Below are 13,999 nucleotides of genomic sequence, written 5' to 3'. Positions count from 1 at the left end.
ATCGGCATCGGTGATCCGCCCGCCGATCCAGCGGAGCGGCACCCCGCCCCCGCCGCCCGGGCCGTTGCCGCGCCCGCCGCTGCCGGTCCCCTCACCCGCGCCGCCCGCGCCGGTCCCCGGCCCGGCCACCGGCGCCGCGCCGGACGACGTATCGCTTGCGATTGCCGGCTTGGGCGCGGTGACCATGGGCGGCGGCTGGAGCACGACCGGCGGCGGCGGTGCGACGACCTCCGTGGCCCTGGAAACACGGTTGGGCGGCGACGAGGCGCCTTCGGCCTTGGGTGCCGCGCGCCGCTTGGCCGGCTCGGGCTCGGGCGGCGGCGGGGGCGGCGGCACGTCGAAGCTCAGCAGGTCCGCCGCCGGGTCGTCGCGGGAGAGCACGTGCGTCCGCAACCCGGCGAACAGCAGCGCGGCCAGCAGCGCCTCGACCGCGATTGCCGCGACTGCACCGCGCGCGCGGGAGCTGCCGGAAATCACCGGTTTCGCCCCGATCGTTGCGGGTTCATGCAACCGAAATGTGGCATGACACATTGATACGCATCGAACACGAACCAAAGATGGGGTCCGAATATGCGTAAGACAATCGCAGCACTTGCCGCCTTTGCCCTGGTGATGCCGGTCGCGATGCCGATCACCGCCGCCAGCGCCCAGTCGCGCTACGAAGGCAAGTCCAAGTCCAGCCGCAACTATCGCTATGTGAAAAAGTGCCGCAAGTCGAAGGGCGAGGCCGGCCTGATCGCAGGCGGCGTCGCCGGCGCGGTGGCCGGTCCGGCGATCATCGGCGGTGGGCTGCTCGGTGCGGCGGCGGGCGGTGTCGCCGGTGCGCTGGGCGGCCGGGCGATCGATCGCTCGATGACCGCGAAGAACCGCTGCACCTATGTGCGCGTCCGCCGCTGAGTGACCAAAGGGGCGGGCCCGGTCCCGCCCCTTTCCAAATGCCCCTGCATCGGCCAGAAACCGGCCTATAGTGCGGCCCCTAGCGCCGCCCCCAAGATGCAGGAAGTATGCGTATGTCCAGCTATGCCGATCGTCTGAACGCGCTGCGCGCGCAACTCGCGCAGGACGCGCTCGACGGTTTCGTCGTGCCGCTCACCGACGAGCACATGTCCGAATATGTCGGCGAATATGCCCAGCGCCTCGCCTGGCTCACCGGCTTCCAGGGATCGGCCGGCACTGCCGTCGTGCTGGGCAGCCAAGCGGCGATCTTCACCGACGGGCGCTACACCCTCCAGGTCCGCCAGCAGGTTTCTGCCGATCACTGGGAATATGTCGGCGTCCCCGCCACCAGCATCGCCGACTGGCTGGGCGACCATGCCCCGAACGGCGGCCGCATCGGCTATGATCCCTGGCTGCACACCCGCGCCTGGGTGGAGGAAGCGCGCAAGGCGCTGGCCGAGAAGGGCGCGACGCTCCTACCCGTGACCCGCAACCCGATCGACGCCGTCTGGGCCGAGCAGCCCAGCCCCTCCGACGCCCCGCTGGCGGTGCTGGACGAGGCGCTGGCCGGCAAGTCCTCGGCCGCCAAGCGCGCCGAGATCGCCGACTGGCTCCAAGCCCGGCATGCCGATGCCGTGGTGATCGCAGCACTCGATTCGATCGCCTGGACGTTCAACGTCCGCGGCGGCGACGTCACCCACACCCCGGTCGCGCTCGCCTACACCGTAGTCCATGCCGACGGCACCGCCGACCTGTTCGTCGCGCCCGAGAAGGTGACCGATGCGGTGCGCCAGCATCTCGGCAACGCGGTGCGCATTCAGGATCGCGCGGCATTCGCGCCTGCCCTGGGTGGGTTTGCCGGCAAGCGCGTCGTTGCCGATCCGGGCACGGCAGTTTCGGCGATTTTCGATTCTCTGGAGGCGGGCGGCGCCACCGTCGTCGCGCTGCGCGATCCGGTGATCCTCGCCAAGGCGATCAAGAACCCGGCCGAAGTCGCCGGCCACAAGGCCGCGCAGGCGCGCGACGGCGCCGCGCTCAGCCGGTTCCTGAAGTGGTTCGAGGAAACTGCGCCGCAGGGCGGGCTGACGGAGATGTCCGCAGCCGACAAGCTGCGGGAATTCCGCGAGGCGACCGGCAAGCTGAAGGACCTGTCCTTCGACACCATCTCCGCCACCGGGCCGAACGGCGCTATCCCGCACTACAAGGTCACCGACGAATCGAGCCTGCCGATCGAACGCGGCCAGCTGTTCCTGATCGATTCGGGCGGCCAGTATGGCGACGGCACCACCGACGTGACCCGCGTGATGCCGGTAGGCGAGGCGAGCCACGAGATGCGGGACCGCTTCACCCGCGTGCTGAAGGGCCATATCGCCATCGCCACCGCGATCTTCCCCGATGGCACCACCGGTGCGCAGATCGATGGCTTCGCGCGGCGGCCGCTCTGGGAAGCCGGGCTCGATTTCGCCCATGGCACCGGCCACGGCGTCGGCGCCTATCTGTCGGTCCACGAGGGGCCGCAGCGCATCGCGCCTCCCTCCTATCCGGGCGGCCAGGCGCTGGAGCCGTTGCGCGCCGGCATGTTCCTCTCGAACGAGCCCGGCTACTACAAGGCCGGCGAGTACGGCATCCGCATCGAGAACCTGGTCCACATTGTCGAGCGCGAGATCCCCGGCGGCGACAAGCCGATGCTGGCGTTCGAGACGCTCACCTTCGCGCCGATCGAGCGCAGCCTGATCCTGCCCGACCTGCTGGCGCCGGAAGAGCGCGCCTGGCTCGATGCGTACCATGCCGAGGTGCTGGCGATCGTCGGCCCGCAGTTGAACGGCGCGGACCGCGCCTGGCTGGAAGCAAAGTGCGCGCCGATCGCGTGAGGGTACCAGGGCCCTCCCCTGCGAAGGGGAGGACCCGGTCAGTCCGCCGATTCGGGGGGCGCTTCCGCCAACGGCGCGGCGTCCACCGCCTTGGCCTCTCGCGCCTGCGCTTTCCGCCGCCGCAGGTTTTCGCGCAGTTTTTCGGCCAATCGAGCCTGCTTATCCACATCCTTCATGCGAAAAGCGATAAACCTTCGCGATGCGGGTTGACAATCACCGGTCCCCAAGCAAATAGGCCCCTCCCGCACGGCGCTGGTCGCCGCGGTTGGAAAACAGTGCTGCCGTAGCTCAGTGGTAGAGCGCATCCTTGGTAAGGCTGAGGTCGCGAGTTCAATCCTCGCCGGCAGCACCATTTTCCCCTTCTGACAGAAGAATTTGCCCGCAAGGGCACCGCGCCGCCCGAGGCTGGCTTTCCCCGATATCGCACGCAACGTCATCCCGGCGAAAGCCGGGATCCATTCGCCTCTAGGGTGAAGCGGGAGCCAAAGCGGCGACCCCAATGGATCCCGGCTTTCGCCGGGATGACGACCGGTGGAGGGAGCGGCCCCGCCCCCCCCTCACGCCCGCCGCAGGCCGTCGATCCGCACCACCGGCACCGTTCCCAGCCCCTGGGGCAGCGTGACCGTCAGGCCCGCCGGGGTCTGCCGGAACGCCACGTCGCCGCCGCCCAGCAGCCGCGCCCGCGCCACCCGGCCCGCCGCCAGGCCCAGCGCCTTCACAGTCACCGGTGCGCGCGGCGCCTTGAGGAAGAACAGGTACAGCGCATCGCCCCGGCACGTGAAGCGTACGTCCTGCTCGGTGAAGCCCTTGAACGCACCTTCGTTCTGCATCCCCGAGGCAAGCTGGGTCGGCCCCTCGCCATAGACGCGCCACGGCCGGCTGCCGAAGATCGCCTCGCCGTTCACCGCCATCCAGGCACCGAGATCGTCGAGGATCTTCTCCTCCTCCGCATCGATCGTGCCGTCGCCGCGCTGCGGCACCGAGAGCAGCAGGTTGCCGTTCTTCGACACTACATCTGCCAGCCGCTGCAACACGTCGCTGGCCGACTTGTACGCCTTGTCGGTGTAGAGGCTGCGCTTGTAGAACCAGTCGCCCAGGCACGTGTCGGTCTGCCAGGGTTCCTCCCACAGACGGTCGGAGAAGCCGCGCTCCACATCCTGCACCAGCCCGAACCGGGCATAGGGATGCAGCTGCTTGGCGGTGGCGACCACGTCGATCTTGCCGTGCCAGTCGATCGAGCGGTTGTAGTAATCCGCCACCGCCGCGAGCCCGATGGGCCCGAACGGCAGCTCGTAATTGTCGAAATAGCAGAAATCGGGCTTGTACTTGGTCACCAGGTCCACCTGGCGCAGCAGCCAGCGCCTGGCATAGTCGATGTCGCCGGGGGGCACGGTTTCCAGCCACTGGCCGTCGTTCGCATCGTGCCACTTGCCCATCGCCTGCATCGTGTCGATGCCGTCGGGCGCGACCATGTGCTTGCCGGTGTAGAGCAGCTGGGGATCGAGCCCCTCCCACCATGTGCCGGCGCCATCGGCCTTGGTCAGCCGGAAGGCGTCGTAGCGCTCGCCCTTGCGCGGCCCCTCGGGGTCATAGCCATAAGCGGGTTGATACCAGTGCCAGCTGTGCGAGGCGTGGTTGGAGACGCCGAAGCGCAGCCCGGCCGCGCGCGCCGCCTTCTCCCAGGTGCCGACCACATCGCGCTTCGGCCCCACGCGCAGGCTGTTCCAACTGTGATGCGCGCTGTCGTAGCAGTCCAGATTGTCGTGATGGCAGGCGAGCGACACGAAATACTTCGCGCCTGCCTTCACATAGCGCTGCATCAACCCTTCCGGGTCCCAGCGCTCGGCGGTCCAGCGGTTCTGGACCTCCATGAAGCCGACATCGGCAGGGTGGCCATAGGTCTTGCGGTGGAAGTCCGAGACCGGGTGCCCCTGCATGTACATGAAGCGCCCGTACCAGTCGCCCTGCTCGGGCACCGCCTGCGGGCCCCAGTGCGACCAGATCCCGAACTTCGCGTCGCGGAACCAGTCTGGATAGCGATAATTCGCCACCAGCGACGGCCAGGTCGCCTGCACCGGCCCTCGCGCCGTCACCTGCGCCCGTGCCACCGCCGGCAGGGCGGCGAGCCCCGCCAAGACGCTGCGACGCTGCCACCCTGATCCGATCATTATTACCTCCGCTGAACCACGACAGTACCACCTTGATACCGAACTTCCGTATCAAAGCCATTGTCGTCGGTGACCGGCTTGCCGGCGCTCACCCACTTCACGCGGAAGCTGCGGGCAGCGGGCATGCCCGTCCAGCCCTTGCCCTCGCGCGCGCCGATGGTCAGCGTGCCGGCCTTGTCGTCCCACGTCAGCGGAATGCGGCTGAACGCGCCGCTCTTGTACTGCTCGCTGCGGCCATCGTCCTCGTAGAGCGAGAACGCGCCGTTGGCGCCGGTATAGACGGTGATCGTCAGCGGCGCGTCGCGCTGCTGGTCCACATATTGCGTCACGGGGCCCATCGGCACGATCGCGCCTGCCTTGACGAACAGCGGCATCCGCTCGGCGGGTGCCGTCACGCCGGCGATGGTGCCGCCGCGATAGGTCTTCGCCGTACCGAAGTCGTACCAGGTGCCGGTGCCGGGGAAATACACGGTGCGACTGCGCGCCTTGTACTCGGTCACCGGCGCGACGAGGAACGCGTCGCCGAACAGATACTGGTCGTTGATCGTGCGCGCCTTGGCATCGGACGGGAAGTCCATTGCCATGCCCCGCATGATGCTGCCGTCCTTCATATAGGTGTCGGCGCCGACCGTGTAGATATAGGGCATCAGCCGGTAGCGGAGCTGATCGTACCACACCATCGAGCTGCGCATCGGCGAGCCTTCGGGCGAAATCTCGTAGATTTCGCGATACGGCGCCTCGCCATGGCTGCGGAACAGCGGGCTGAACGCGCCGAACTGGAACCAGCGCAGGTTGAGCTCGCGCCACTCGGCGAGGTCCTCCGGCTTGGGGGTCTTCGTCTCGAAGCGCGGCTCCACCGCAAAGCCGCCAATGTCGTGCGTCCAGTTCGGAATGCCCGACATCGACGCATTCACGCCCGCCGAGATCTGCGCGCGCAGATCATACCAGCGGGTCGCCACGTCGCCCGACCAGATCGCCGCGCCGTAGCGCTGCAGCCCACCGAAACCGGAGCGGGTCAGCAGGAAAGGCCGCACGTCGGGCTTGAAGCTCCGCCAGCCCTCGAAGAAGGCGCGTGCGTTCATCAGCGGATAGCTGTTGAAATACTGCTCGGCCGGCCCGATCGCGGTCGGCCCCATGGTGTCGATCCGCTCCGGGATCGAGAGGTTCGAGTGCATGTCCGGCTCGCTGGCATCGGCCCACCAGGCATCGGTACCGAGCACGCCGAGCCGCTCCTGGATCTGCTTCCAGAAGATGCGGCGACCCTCGGCCGAATAGGGATCGTAGAAGGTGTTGGCGTAGCCCGGACCGACCCAGTCCTTGTTCCCCTGCCGCAGATTGCCCTGATAGGCCGCGCCCGCCGCGTTCAGCTCCTTGTAGGTATCGGTCGTCGGATAGAATTTCGGCCAGACCGAGATCATGAAGTTGGCGTGGCTCTCGTGCACCTTGTCGATCATCGCCTTGGGATCGGCGAAACGGGTGGGATCGAACTTGTGGCTGCCCCAGTCGTCGTCACGCCAGTAGCGCCAGTCGAGCACGATGTTGTCGAGCGGGATGTTCAGCGAACGGTATTTGTCGACCACGCCGGTCACCTCGGCGGCGGTGTCGTAGCGCTGGCGCGACTGCCAGAAGCCATAGACCCATTTGGGCATCATCTCGGCCTTGCCGGTGATCTGGCGATAGCCGGCGATCACGCCGTCCAGATTGTCGGCAGGCACGAACCAATAGTTCTTGGCCTGGCCCACTTCGCTGGTGAACCACACCGAATGCCGGTCCTGCGCGGGCAGCGGATCATTGTGGAGCAGCGCCATATAGCCGGCGTTGGGGTCCCACTCGATGCGGATCTGCACCGGCTTGCCCTTGACCATCGGCAGGTCGAAGTTCGCGTACCAGGGGTTCCAGTTCTGCCGCCAGCGGTCGAGTACCAGCTTCCCGTCGGCATAGACCTTGTAATAGCTCGAGCCATAGAGCTGGAACTTGTGGGTGCCGGTCACCTCCGGCTGGACGTCGCCGGTCCACACCACGGTCTGCTTCTGCACCGCGTTGCCGGCGGTGTTCTGGCCGCCCGTTGCCGCCACGGTCTGCGCCTTGGCCGCCTCCGGCCAGTTCTTCTGGTCCTTGATATACTGGTAGTTGATCGTCGCTTCCTGGCGCGCGACCGCCAGCTTGCCGTCGAGGAAATACTCGGCCTTCCAGCCGGGCTTGCCGTCGCTGGAGACCTTCAGCCCCTCGCCGACCAGGCTGTACGGCTTCGGGTTGCCGAAACGGCTGATGCTGGCATTGTCCCAGAGCAGGCCGTAGCTGCGCGTCGAGACGACGAACGGCACGGCGATGTCCATATTGTGCTGGGCGAGTTCGACGTCCTCGCCGTTATAGTTCATCTGCGCGTTCTGGTGCTGGCCCAGGCCATACAGCCCTTCATCGGTGCCGCGGTTGAACTGCTGGCTGACGGAGACGAACGGCTTGCCCTCGACGGTGACCGGCTTGAACGCCGCCTGGCCGGATTCGGCGAGCAGCTCGCGGCCCTTGGCGTCGGTGAAGCGGACGCGGCCGGTGGCGATCTCGATATCGGCGGTGGCGCGCTTGGCCTTGACCAGCACATGGCCGTTCGCCTGCGAAACGTCGAACGCGCCGGCTGCCGGCGGATTGGGCGCCATCAGGCTGGGGGCGAGCGTGCCGGTGTCGACGCCCTTGGGCATTGCGACGACGTGGAAGATTCCGTCGCCGTGCACGGTCACTTCGACCTTGGCGGCGGCGCCGCCGGTCGGCGTGACGACCACGCCGCCATCGGTGCGGCTATAACCGTTTTCCTGCGCCGCCTGCGCCGGCGCCATCGCGCTGCCTGCCAGCAGCGCCGCGATCCAAACCCTCTTCATGCCCAAGTCTCCTGCCATTCTTCTATTTCTGCCGCTCAACGATAGCGGCCCATGGTGATCTTCAGAACCTGCGGACGATCGATCAGGTTGAGCCCGTAATCGGTCTGGTCGCCATTCCAGGTGCGCGTCGTCTTCCACTGGCCGTCGACGAAGGTCCCTTCCTCGGTGCGGAGCATGATGCCGTTGGGCGCGCTGCCTGCCGCGGGCGCAAAGGTAACGCGGACATGGTCGCCCACCACCAGGAACTCGTTCTCGGAAAGCTGCGCGACCGCAACGCCGCCGATCTTCTCCGCACCCCAGGGCGCCGGATCGGTCTTGAGGAAGGTCCATTCCTTCATGCCGAACTGCCACTCGCCCCAGCTGGCGGTGATCTGCCAGCCGCCGAGCGTGGTGCTGCGCGGCTTGTTGTCGTCCGGCTTGGCGACGCCCCAGGTCGGGCGCGTAAAGGCAATCCGCGCCCAGTCGCGCGCGATGCCGCCCAGCGTGCGATAGGGCAGCGCGAAGGCATCCATCGTCGCCGCATCGAGGTCGCGGGCGCCGAGCGGGAAGTTGAAATAGCCGGTGGCGTCCATCCCGAACGGCGCAAAGCCGATCGCGCCGCGGCCCAGTGCCTCGTAGAAGAAGCGGGCGAAGTCGCGCGCATTGCCGATCTCCGGCACCATCAGCGCATTGTCCGCCCGCGCATATTTCTCGAGGTAGAGCGCAACATTCTCGCTGCTGCGATCATAGAGGTCGGGTGCCGCGAAATCGAGCGCGGGGGCAGCGGCTTTCCAGATGTCGAGCACGTCCTGCTGCGGACCGCCGCTCGCCACGCCGTCCGGATCGGGCACGTTGGAGGCGCCGGCCAGCGCCGCGTTGACGTACATCGGCAGCGGCTTCACCGCCTTGCCCGCCGCCGCGATGGCGTTCACGTAGCGCGCGACATACCAGCTGTTGAACGCGCGATCGGCCTGCGCGCCGAATGCCTGCGCCCAGGTGCCGCGCTTGCCCGTCTTCTTCGCCAGTTCGGCCGGGATGTCTTGGGCGAACAGCCGGTTGCCCTCGGCCGAATAGTCGCGCGGATTGCGGTAGCTGCCGGTCTCGTTCTCCGGCTGGACCAGGATCACGGTGTTCTGCGGATCATGGTCGCGTAAGTATTCCATGACCTTCACGAAGGCGCGCATGTCCGCCTTCAGCGTCTCGGCGCCGTGGGCGCTCAGCACGCCGTGATCCTTGCCGTCGCGCGTTTTCATGCGCGGAAAGCGCTTCGAATCGAGCTTCACCCAATCGGGCGTGTAGCTGTAGCTGGTGTTCTTCCAGGTGCCGAACCACAGCAGCACCACGCGCTTGTCGTGCGCACGGGCCTGGTCGAGCAATGTCCGGAGGAAGCTGAGGTCGAACTGGCCCTCGCGCGGCTCCACCTGCTGCCAGGCGATCGGCACTTCCACGGTGTTGGCGTGCATCCGCTCCAGCACGGGCCAGGCGGTCGCCAGCGGCTCGGCATAGTTGCTCGAATTGTTGACCTGCGCGCCCAGCATCAGGAACGGCGCACCGTCCACGATGAGCGCATGGCGGCCGTTCTTCGTTTCGATATGCGGCACCGGCGTCGCGGTCTGCGCCGTCGCCGTGCCGGCGAGCAGCAGCGCGAGCGCTGCGCTCCCTAGCGAATGCTTCCTCATTTCTTCTCCCCTGCCGGATCGCCATAGAACAGCCCGCGCCCGTCCGTGCCGAGATATACCCGGCCCGCGATGCGCGGGTCGCCCGAAATCACGCGGAAACGCAGGCCCCACTGGTGCCCGTCATCGTTGATCCGCTGCCAATGTTTCCCCAGATCGTCCGAGCGCCAAACGGCGCGCAGCCCGTCCATCGTGCCCACGGCGTAGACCGCGGGGCTACGCCCCTGCCACTTGCCCAGACCGAACAGCTCTACCTGCAGCGCGCCGCTGGCCGGCTGGAACGACGCGCCGCCATCGGTGCTGCGCCAAAGCTGCCCGGCCAGCTTCAGCCACAGCTCGCCCGCCGCGAAGGGCGAGGCGACCAGCGTCGATTGCTGCTCGCGGTTGCGGATCCGCGCCGCCGAAAGATCCGCCGGCAGCCCGCGCCCGGCGAGCGGCGCAAAATGCGCCCCGCCGTCGCGCGAGCCGAGCAACCGGGTGTCGCTCACCGCATAGAAGCGGCTGGGGTCGACCTTGTCGGCGGTGGTGCGGATGCTGCCCGGCAGCCCCTCCACGCGCAGCCAGGTCTTGCCGCCGTCGCGCGTGCGCAGTGGCTCGGGCGTTCCCACCAGCATCGTGCCGCCATCGGCCGAGACGCTGATCGCCGCCTCGCCGTTCAGGTCGGCGCGGGCGGGCGGGTTCCCCATCGCCGGTACCTTCACCGGCACCCAGCTGCGCCCGCCATCCTCGGACCGCCCCAGCGAAGCGTCACGCGCCCGATTGGCGTAGAGACTGCCGCTGCGCACGATCACGCTGGGCTTGCGCCCCGCATAGTCCAGCGTGTTGGTGTTCGAGAGATACGGGTTGGTGAAGCTCGGCTGCGGCGAGACGGCGAAATCGTCGTGCACGAACCCGGCAAGATCGCCGAAGCCGGAGACCAGATGCGCCCCACCGGTCGGCGAGATGAGCGTGATAATCGCCGTCTGCTCGATGCCCCGCACCCAAGGCGCCCAGTCGACGCGGCCCATCCCGGCCGAGCCCGTCGCATAGACGGTCGCCCCGGTCGTATAGGCGATGTGCCCGGCGTCGAACGGATCGATGGCGAGGCCGGTGATCCAGTGGCCGAAATCCGCGCCCTTGCCCTCGTGCAGCAGGAAGGGCGTCGCGCTGATGTCGCGCCGGCTGCGCGGGCCGAGATCGTCCCAATGCGCGCCGCCGTCGCGCGACAGCCACAGCGTGTCGCCGAGCGTATAGCGGTCCAGCGTGCTGATCGCGACCGTGCCGGGCGCCGATGCCGCCACCGCCACGCCGAGGATGCCGCCCTCGCGATGGTCCGGCGGCGTGATCGCCTGCCCCCTGCCGTCCGGCGTGAAGCGCCACACCGCGCCGTCCCGCGCGTCGCTCTGGCCGATGCCGGTGGCATAGCCGACATAGAGCGTGCCGTCCGCCGCGATCGCCGCCTTGACGGCCAGCATCTCCGGGCCGGGACCCGCGACCGGAAGCCAGGTCGCGCCGCCATCCGCCGAACGATAGAGATGCACGGCGCCCGGATCGGCGACACCCGCCCAGATCCGCCGCGATCCGGTGCCGGGCGTGCCGCTGGCCGGATCGAACAGCACGAACGCCACGCCGCCATGCGTCTGGCGCGGCGGCGGCTTGCCCAGCCCCGCCACCGGGAAGGCGGCGAGCTTCGTCCAGTGTGCGCCCGAATCGTCGCTGCGCCAGAGACCGTCATGCCGCGTGCCGAAGAACAGCGTGCTGGTACGGTTGGGGTCCACCGCCAGCCGCTCGCCGAGACCGCGGCCCGCCTCGTTGCCGCCCATCGCGAACGGCACCGGCGTCACCGCCCAGGTGGTGCCCCGATCGGCCGATCGCAGGATCGCCGCCGGCGCATTGGCACCCATGCCCGCGGCCATATAGACCAGCGCCGGATCGCGCGGATCGGGGGCGATGCTCTCGATGCCCATATAGCTTGAGACAACGTTGCCATCCTGCAGCGGCACCCAGCGCGCCGCGGCCGCATCCCAGCGATAGGCGCCACCCATATCGGTACGCAGATAGGCGAGGCCGCGCTCGGCCGGGCTGAACACGATGCCTGGCGCATAGCCGCCGGCGCCCACCGTCACATTGGTCCAGCGATAGGGAATATGCGTCTGCGCCACGGCCGGCACCGGCGCGGCCGCGATGGCCAGCGCCGCGAACATGCCGAGCGACATGGAACGCGCCATTATTCTCCCCTCCCGCCGCGGACCAATGACAGCCCGTTTACGATCGTGCCGCAACAGGTTAGCGCTACCAGATGCGGAAGGAAACCGCTGTTTTGAAATTTACTTTTACAGGTGGATGCGGCCTGCGATAGCTTCGTGCACGATGTCGCGCCACGCGCTGGGGAGGAATGCATGATCTCGCAAGAACTTAACCGTCGCCACCTGCTGGGCGGCATGGCACTTGCCGCCGGCCTGTCGGCGCTGCCCGCGCAGGCACAGGGCGCAACGCAGGACGAGATGCTCCCGCTATGGCCGGGATCGCCACCGGGATCGCCAGCATCCCTGCCGACGCCGAAATACGACCAGCGCTCCAAGGACCCCGCCTTCAATGATCGCTGGCTGACCGGCGTGGGCCAGCCGTCGCTTACCGTGCGCCGCCCGGCCCAGCCGAACGGCACCGCGGTGATGCTCGTCCCCGGCGGCGGCTATGGCTTCCTGGCGATCGACAATGAGGGCGAGGAACAGGCGCGCTGGCTGAACGCCATCGGCATCACCGCCTTCATCCTGCGCTATCGCCTGCCTACCGAAGGCTGGGCGAACCGCGCAACGGTACCGCTTGCCGATGCGCAGCGCGGCCTGCGCCTGATCCGCGCCTCGGCCAAGCGCTACGGCGTCGATCCGGCGAAGGTGCTGGCGATCGGCTTCTCGGCCGGCGGCCATCTCGCCGGCAGCCTGGCGACGCGCCATGCCGAGCGCGTCTACGCGCCGGTCGACGCCGCCGACCAGCTTTCCGCCCGGCCCGACCTTGCCGGCCTGATCTATCCGGTGGTGAGCCTTGCCGCGCCCTTCACCCATGGCGGCTCGCGCGACAATCTGTTCGGCACCGGCGCCGATGCCGCAGCCCTCTCCGCCGCCTCGGTCGAGAACCGCGTCACCGCCGAAACCTCGCCGATCTTCCTGGCCCATGCCAGCGACGACGGGCTGGTGCCGATCGCGAACAGCCTCGCGCTCTACCAGGCGATGCTCGCCGCCAAGCGCCCGGCGGAACTCCATGCCTTCGACCAGGGCGGCCACGGCTTCGGCGTGCGCCTGCCCAAGACCGTGCCGGCCTCGGCCTGGCCTACGCTGTTCGCCGCCTATGCACGCCGATCCGGGCTGCTCGCCGGCTGATCGCAACGATCCGGGCTGCTGCGCGTCTTTCGTCGAGGACTCAACGACAAGGCGTGCAGCATGGACCCGAGAAGCGAACCCGTGGAAAAGCGCGCCCGCAAGGGCTTCGGCACCGTCGCGCTGATCGTCCTGGCGATCATCGTGACGGTGTTCGTCGGCTACAATATCTATTACGTGGTCACGCCGGGCTGACGGCGCCGCCGCCGGCCGCCTCTAGGCCTCGGACGCCCGCACGCGGCGACGGCGTCCCGGGCTGGCGACCGACAGGCTGGGCACCACCGGCGCGTCGCCGCGATCGAACCAGCCCAGCGCGGAGGAAATCGCCATCGCCGTTTCGCGAAGCAGCGCCAGCGCCTCGTCGTGCGAAACATGTGGCGCATCGTCGATCGCGGCGAGGAACGGGATGGTGAGCGCCGCGACGACATGGCCGTCGAAGCCGAAGATCGGGCAGCTCATGTCGGACACGCCTGCCATCCGCGCGCTGGGGATCGATTCATACCCCTTGGCGCGCACGGCGTGCAGCCGCTCGGCCAGCCCCTTGGACAACCCCTTGGGATAGAGCACGGCGCGCCGCTCCTCCTCCATTGCGGCAAGCAGCACATGGCCCGAGCAGCTGGTCAGCAGGTCGATCTCGGTTCCCAGCCGCACGGCAAATCCGGTCTGCCCCGGGCTTTCCTGCCGCGCGACGATCAGCCCGCGCGTGCCGTTCACCACCACCAGATGGCAGGACTGCACCGTCGCCGCCGCCAGGCTGTGCATCAGCGGCGTCGCGACGTGGGTGAGCTCCTGCGCCGGAGTCGCGCGGTGCGCGATCTCGAGCACGCGATAGGTGACGCGGTACCGGTCGCTCACGCTGTCCTTGTACAGCCAGCCTCGCCGATCCAGCACCACGATGATGCGGAACAGCTCGCTGATCGAGCGGCCTAGCCGCTGCGCGATCTCGCTGATCGTCAGCCCCTGCGGCTCGGTGCCGAGCAACTCGATCACGTCGATCGCCTTTTCCAGCGCAGGCGCGGCGTAGGCGGGCGATTTGTCGGCCGAAGCGGGTGGTGCGGTATCGGTCATGCCGCCACGCTAACCAATCTGGCAGGCGGTGTCATGCCACTTGCGAACGCGCCCCGATTTTGGCTAAGAAGATGA

11 protein-coding genes and 1 tRNA gene are annotated in these 13,999 nt (G+C 68.2%); 5 read left to right on the top strand and 7 right to left on the bottom strand.

Annotated elements, in window-relative coordinates; genetic code table 11:
• A partial coding sequence (locus SPI01S_RS15140) for an energy transducer TonB (RefSeq protein ID WP_066724265.1) occupies positions 1 to 477 on the bottom strand: 477 nt, incomplete at its 3' end.
• Between the two features lie 93 nt (positions 478 to 570).
• On the opposite strand from SPI01S_RS15140, the gene SPI01S_RS15135 reads away from it, so the two are divergent.
• Together SPI01S_RS15135 and SPI01S_RS15130 are read left to right on the top strand one after the other, a co-directional pair.
• Positions 571 to 897 (top strand): hypothetical protein, encoded by a 327-nt coding sequence (locus SPI01S_RS15135; RefSeq protein ID WP_066724230.1) that lies wholly within the window; start codon positions 571 to 573, stop codon positions 895 to 897.
• A 113-nt stretch (positions 898 to 1,010) separates the two neighbouring features.
• Positions 1,011 to 2,807: an aminopeptidase P family protein gene (locus tag SPI01S_RS15130; RefSeq protein ID WP_066724226.1), complete on the top strand. Its 1,797-nt coding sequence runs from the start codon at positions 1,011 to 1,013 to the stop codon at positions 2,805 to 2,807.
• Between the two features lie 38 nt (positions 2,808 to 2,845).
• Here SPI01S_RS15130 and SPI01S_RS22710 read toward each other — a convergent pair whose 3' ends face one another.
• Complete coding sequence (locus tag SPI01S_RS22710; RefSeq protein ID WP_169804527.1) at positions 2,846 to 2,983, bottom strand: hypothetical protein; 138 nt, start codon at positions 2,981 to 2,983, stop codon at positions 2,846 to 2,848.
• A gap of 101 nt (positions 2,984 to 3,084) precedes the next feature.
• On the opposite strand from SPI01S_RS22710, the gene SPI01S_RS15125 reads away from it, so the two are divergent.
• Positions 3,085 to 3,159: transfer RNA gene (locus SPI01S_RS15125), tRNA-Thr, on the top strand.
• Positions 3,160 to 3,364: 205 nt separating this feature from the next.
• On the opposite strand, the gene SPI01S_RS15120 is transcribed toward SPI01S_RS15125, so the two are convergent.
• The 4 genes from SPI01S_RS15120 to SPI01S_RS15105 are packed head-to-tail and all read right to left on the bottom strand — an operon-like array spanning position 3,365 to position 11,710.
• Positions 3,365 to 4,975 carry an alpha-L-fucosidase gene (locus SPI01S_RS15120; protein ID WP_066724224.1) on the bottom strand — a complete coding sequence of 537 codons (1,611 nt, stop codon included), beginning with the start codon at positions 4,973 to 4,975 and terminating at the stop codon, positions 3,365 to 3,367.
• 2 nt (positions 4,976 to 4,977) lie between these two features.
• Positions 4,978 to 7,848 carry a TIM-barrel domain-containing protein gene (locus tag SPI01S_RS15115; protein ID WP_066724222.1) on the bottom strand — a complete coding sequence of 957 codons (2,871 nt, stop codon included), beginning with the start codon at positions 7,846 to 7,848 and terminating at the stop codon, positions 4,978 to 4,980.
• Between the two features lie 35 nt (positions 7,849 to 7,883).
• The gene (locus SPI01S_RS15110; protein ID WP_066724221.1) at positions 7,884 to 9,506 is read right to left on the bottom strand and encodes a DUF5597 domain-containing protein; all 1,623 of its coding nucleotides are present in this window, start codon (positions 9,504 to 9,506) and stop codon (positions 7,884 to 7,886) included.
• On the bottom strand, positions 9,503 to 11,710 hold the full coding sequence (locus SPI01S_RS15105) for a WD40/YVTN/BNR-like repeat-containing protein (RefSeq protein ID WP_245653617.1): 2,208 nt from the start codon (positions 11,708 to 11,710) through the stop codon (positions 9,503 to 9,505). The genes SPI01S_RS15110 and SPI01S_RS15105 overlap by 4 nt, the downstream gene beginning before the upstream one ends.
• A gap of 171 nt (positions 11,711 to 11,881) precedes the next feature.
• On the opposite strand from SPI01S_RS15105, the gene SPI01S_RS15100 reads away from it, so the two are divergent.
• Together SPI01S_RS15100 and SPI01S_RS23260 are read left to right on the top strand one after the other, a co-directional pair.
• Positions 11,882 to 12,859 (top strand): alpha/beta hydrolase, encoded by a 978-nt coding sequence (locus SPI01S_RS15100; protein WP_245653616.1) that lies wholly within the window; start codon positions 11,882 to 11,884, stop codon positions 12,857 to 12,859.
• A 60-nt stretch (positions 12,860 to 12,919) separates the two neighbouring features.
• On the top strand, positions 12,920 to 13,051 hold the full coding sequence (locus SPI01S_RS23260) for a hypothetical protein (protein WP_281179444.1): 132 nt from the start codon (positions 12,920 to 12,922) through the stop codon (positions 13,049 to 13,051).
• Positions 13,052 to 13,072: 21 nt separating this feature from the next.
• Here the strand turns inward: SPI01S_RS23260 and SPI01S_RS15095 are convergent, their stop codons facing one another.
• Positions 13,073 to 13,924, bottom strand: a complete 852-nt coding sequence (locus SPI01S_RS15095) for an IclR family transcriptional regulator (RefSeq protein WP_066724215.1) — start codon at positions 13,922 to 13,924, stop codon at positions 13,073 to 13,075.
• Positions 13,925 to 13,999 lie beyond the last annotated feature (75 nt).

The organism is Sphingomonas pituitosa NBRC 102491 (assembly GCF_001598435.1).
GTDB lineage: Bacteria > Pseudomonadota > Alphaproteobacteria > Sphingomonadales > Sphingomonadaceae > Sphingomonas > Sphingomonas pituitosa.
The sequence above is the reverse complement of the archived record's forward strand: the minus strand, read 5'-3'. Positions and strand labels throughout refer to the sequence as shown.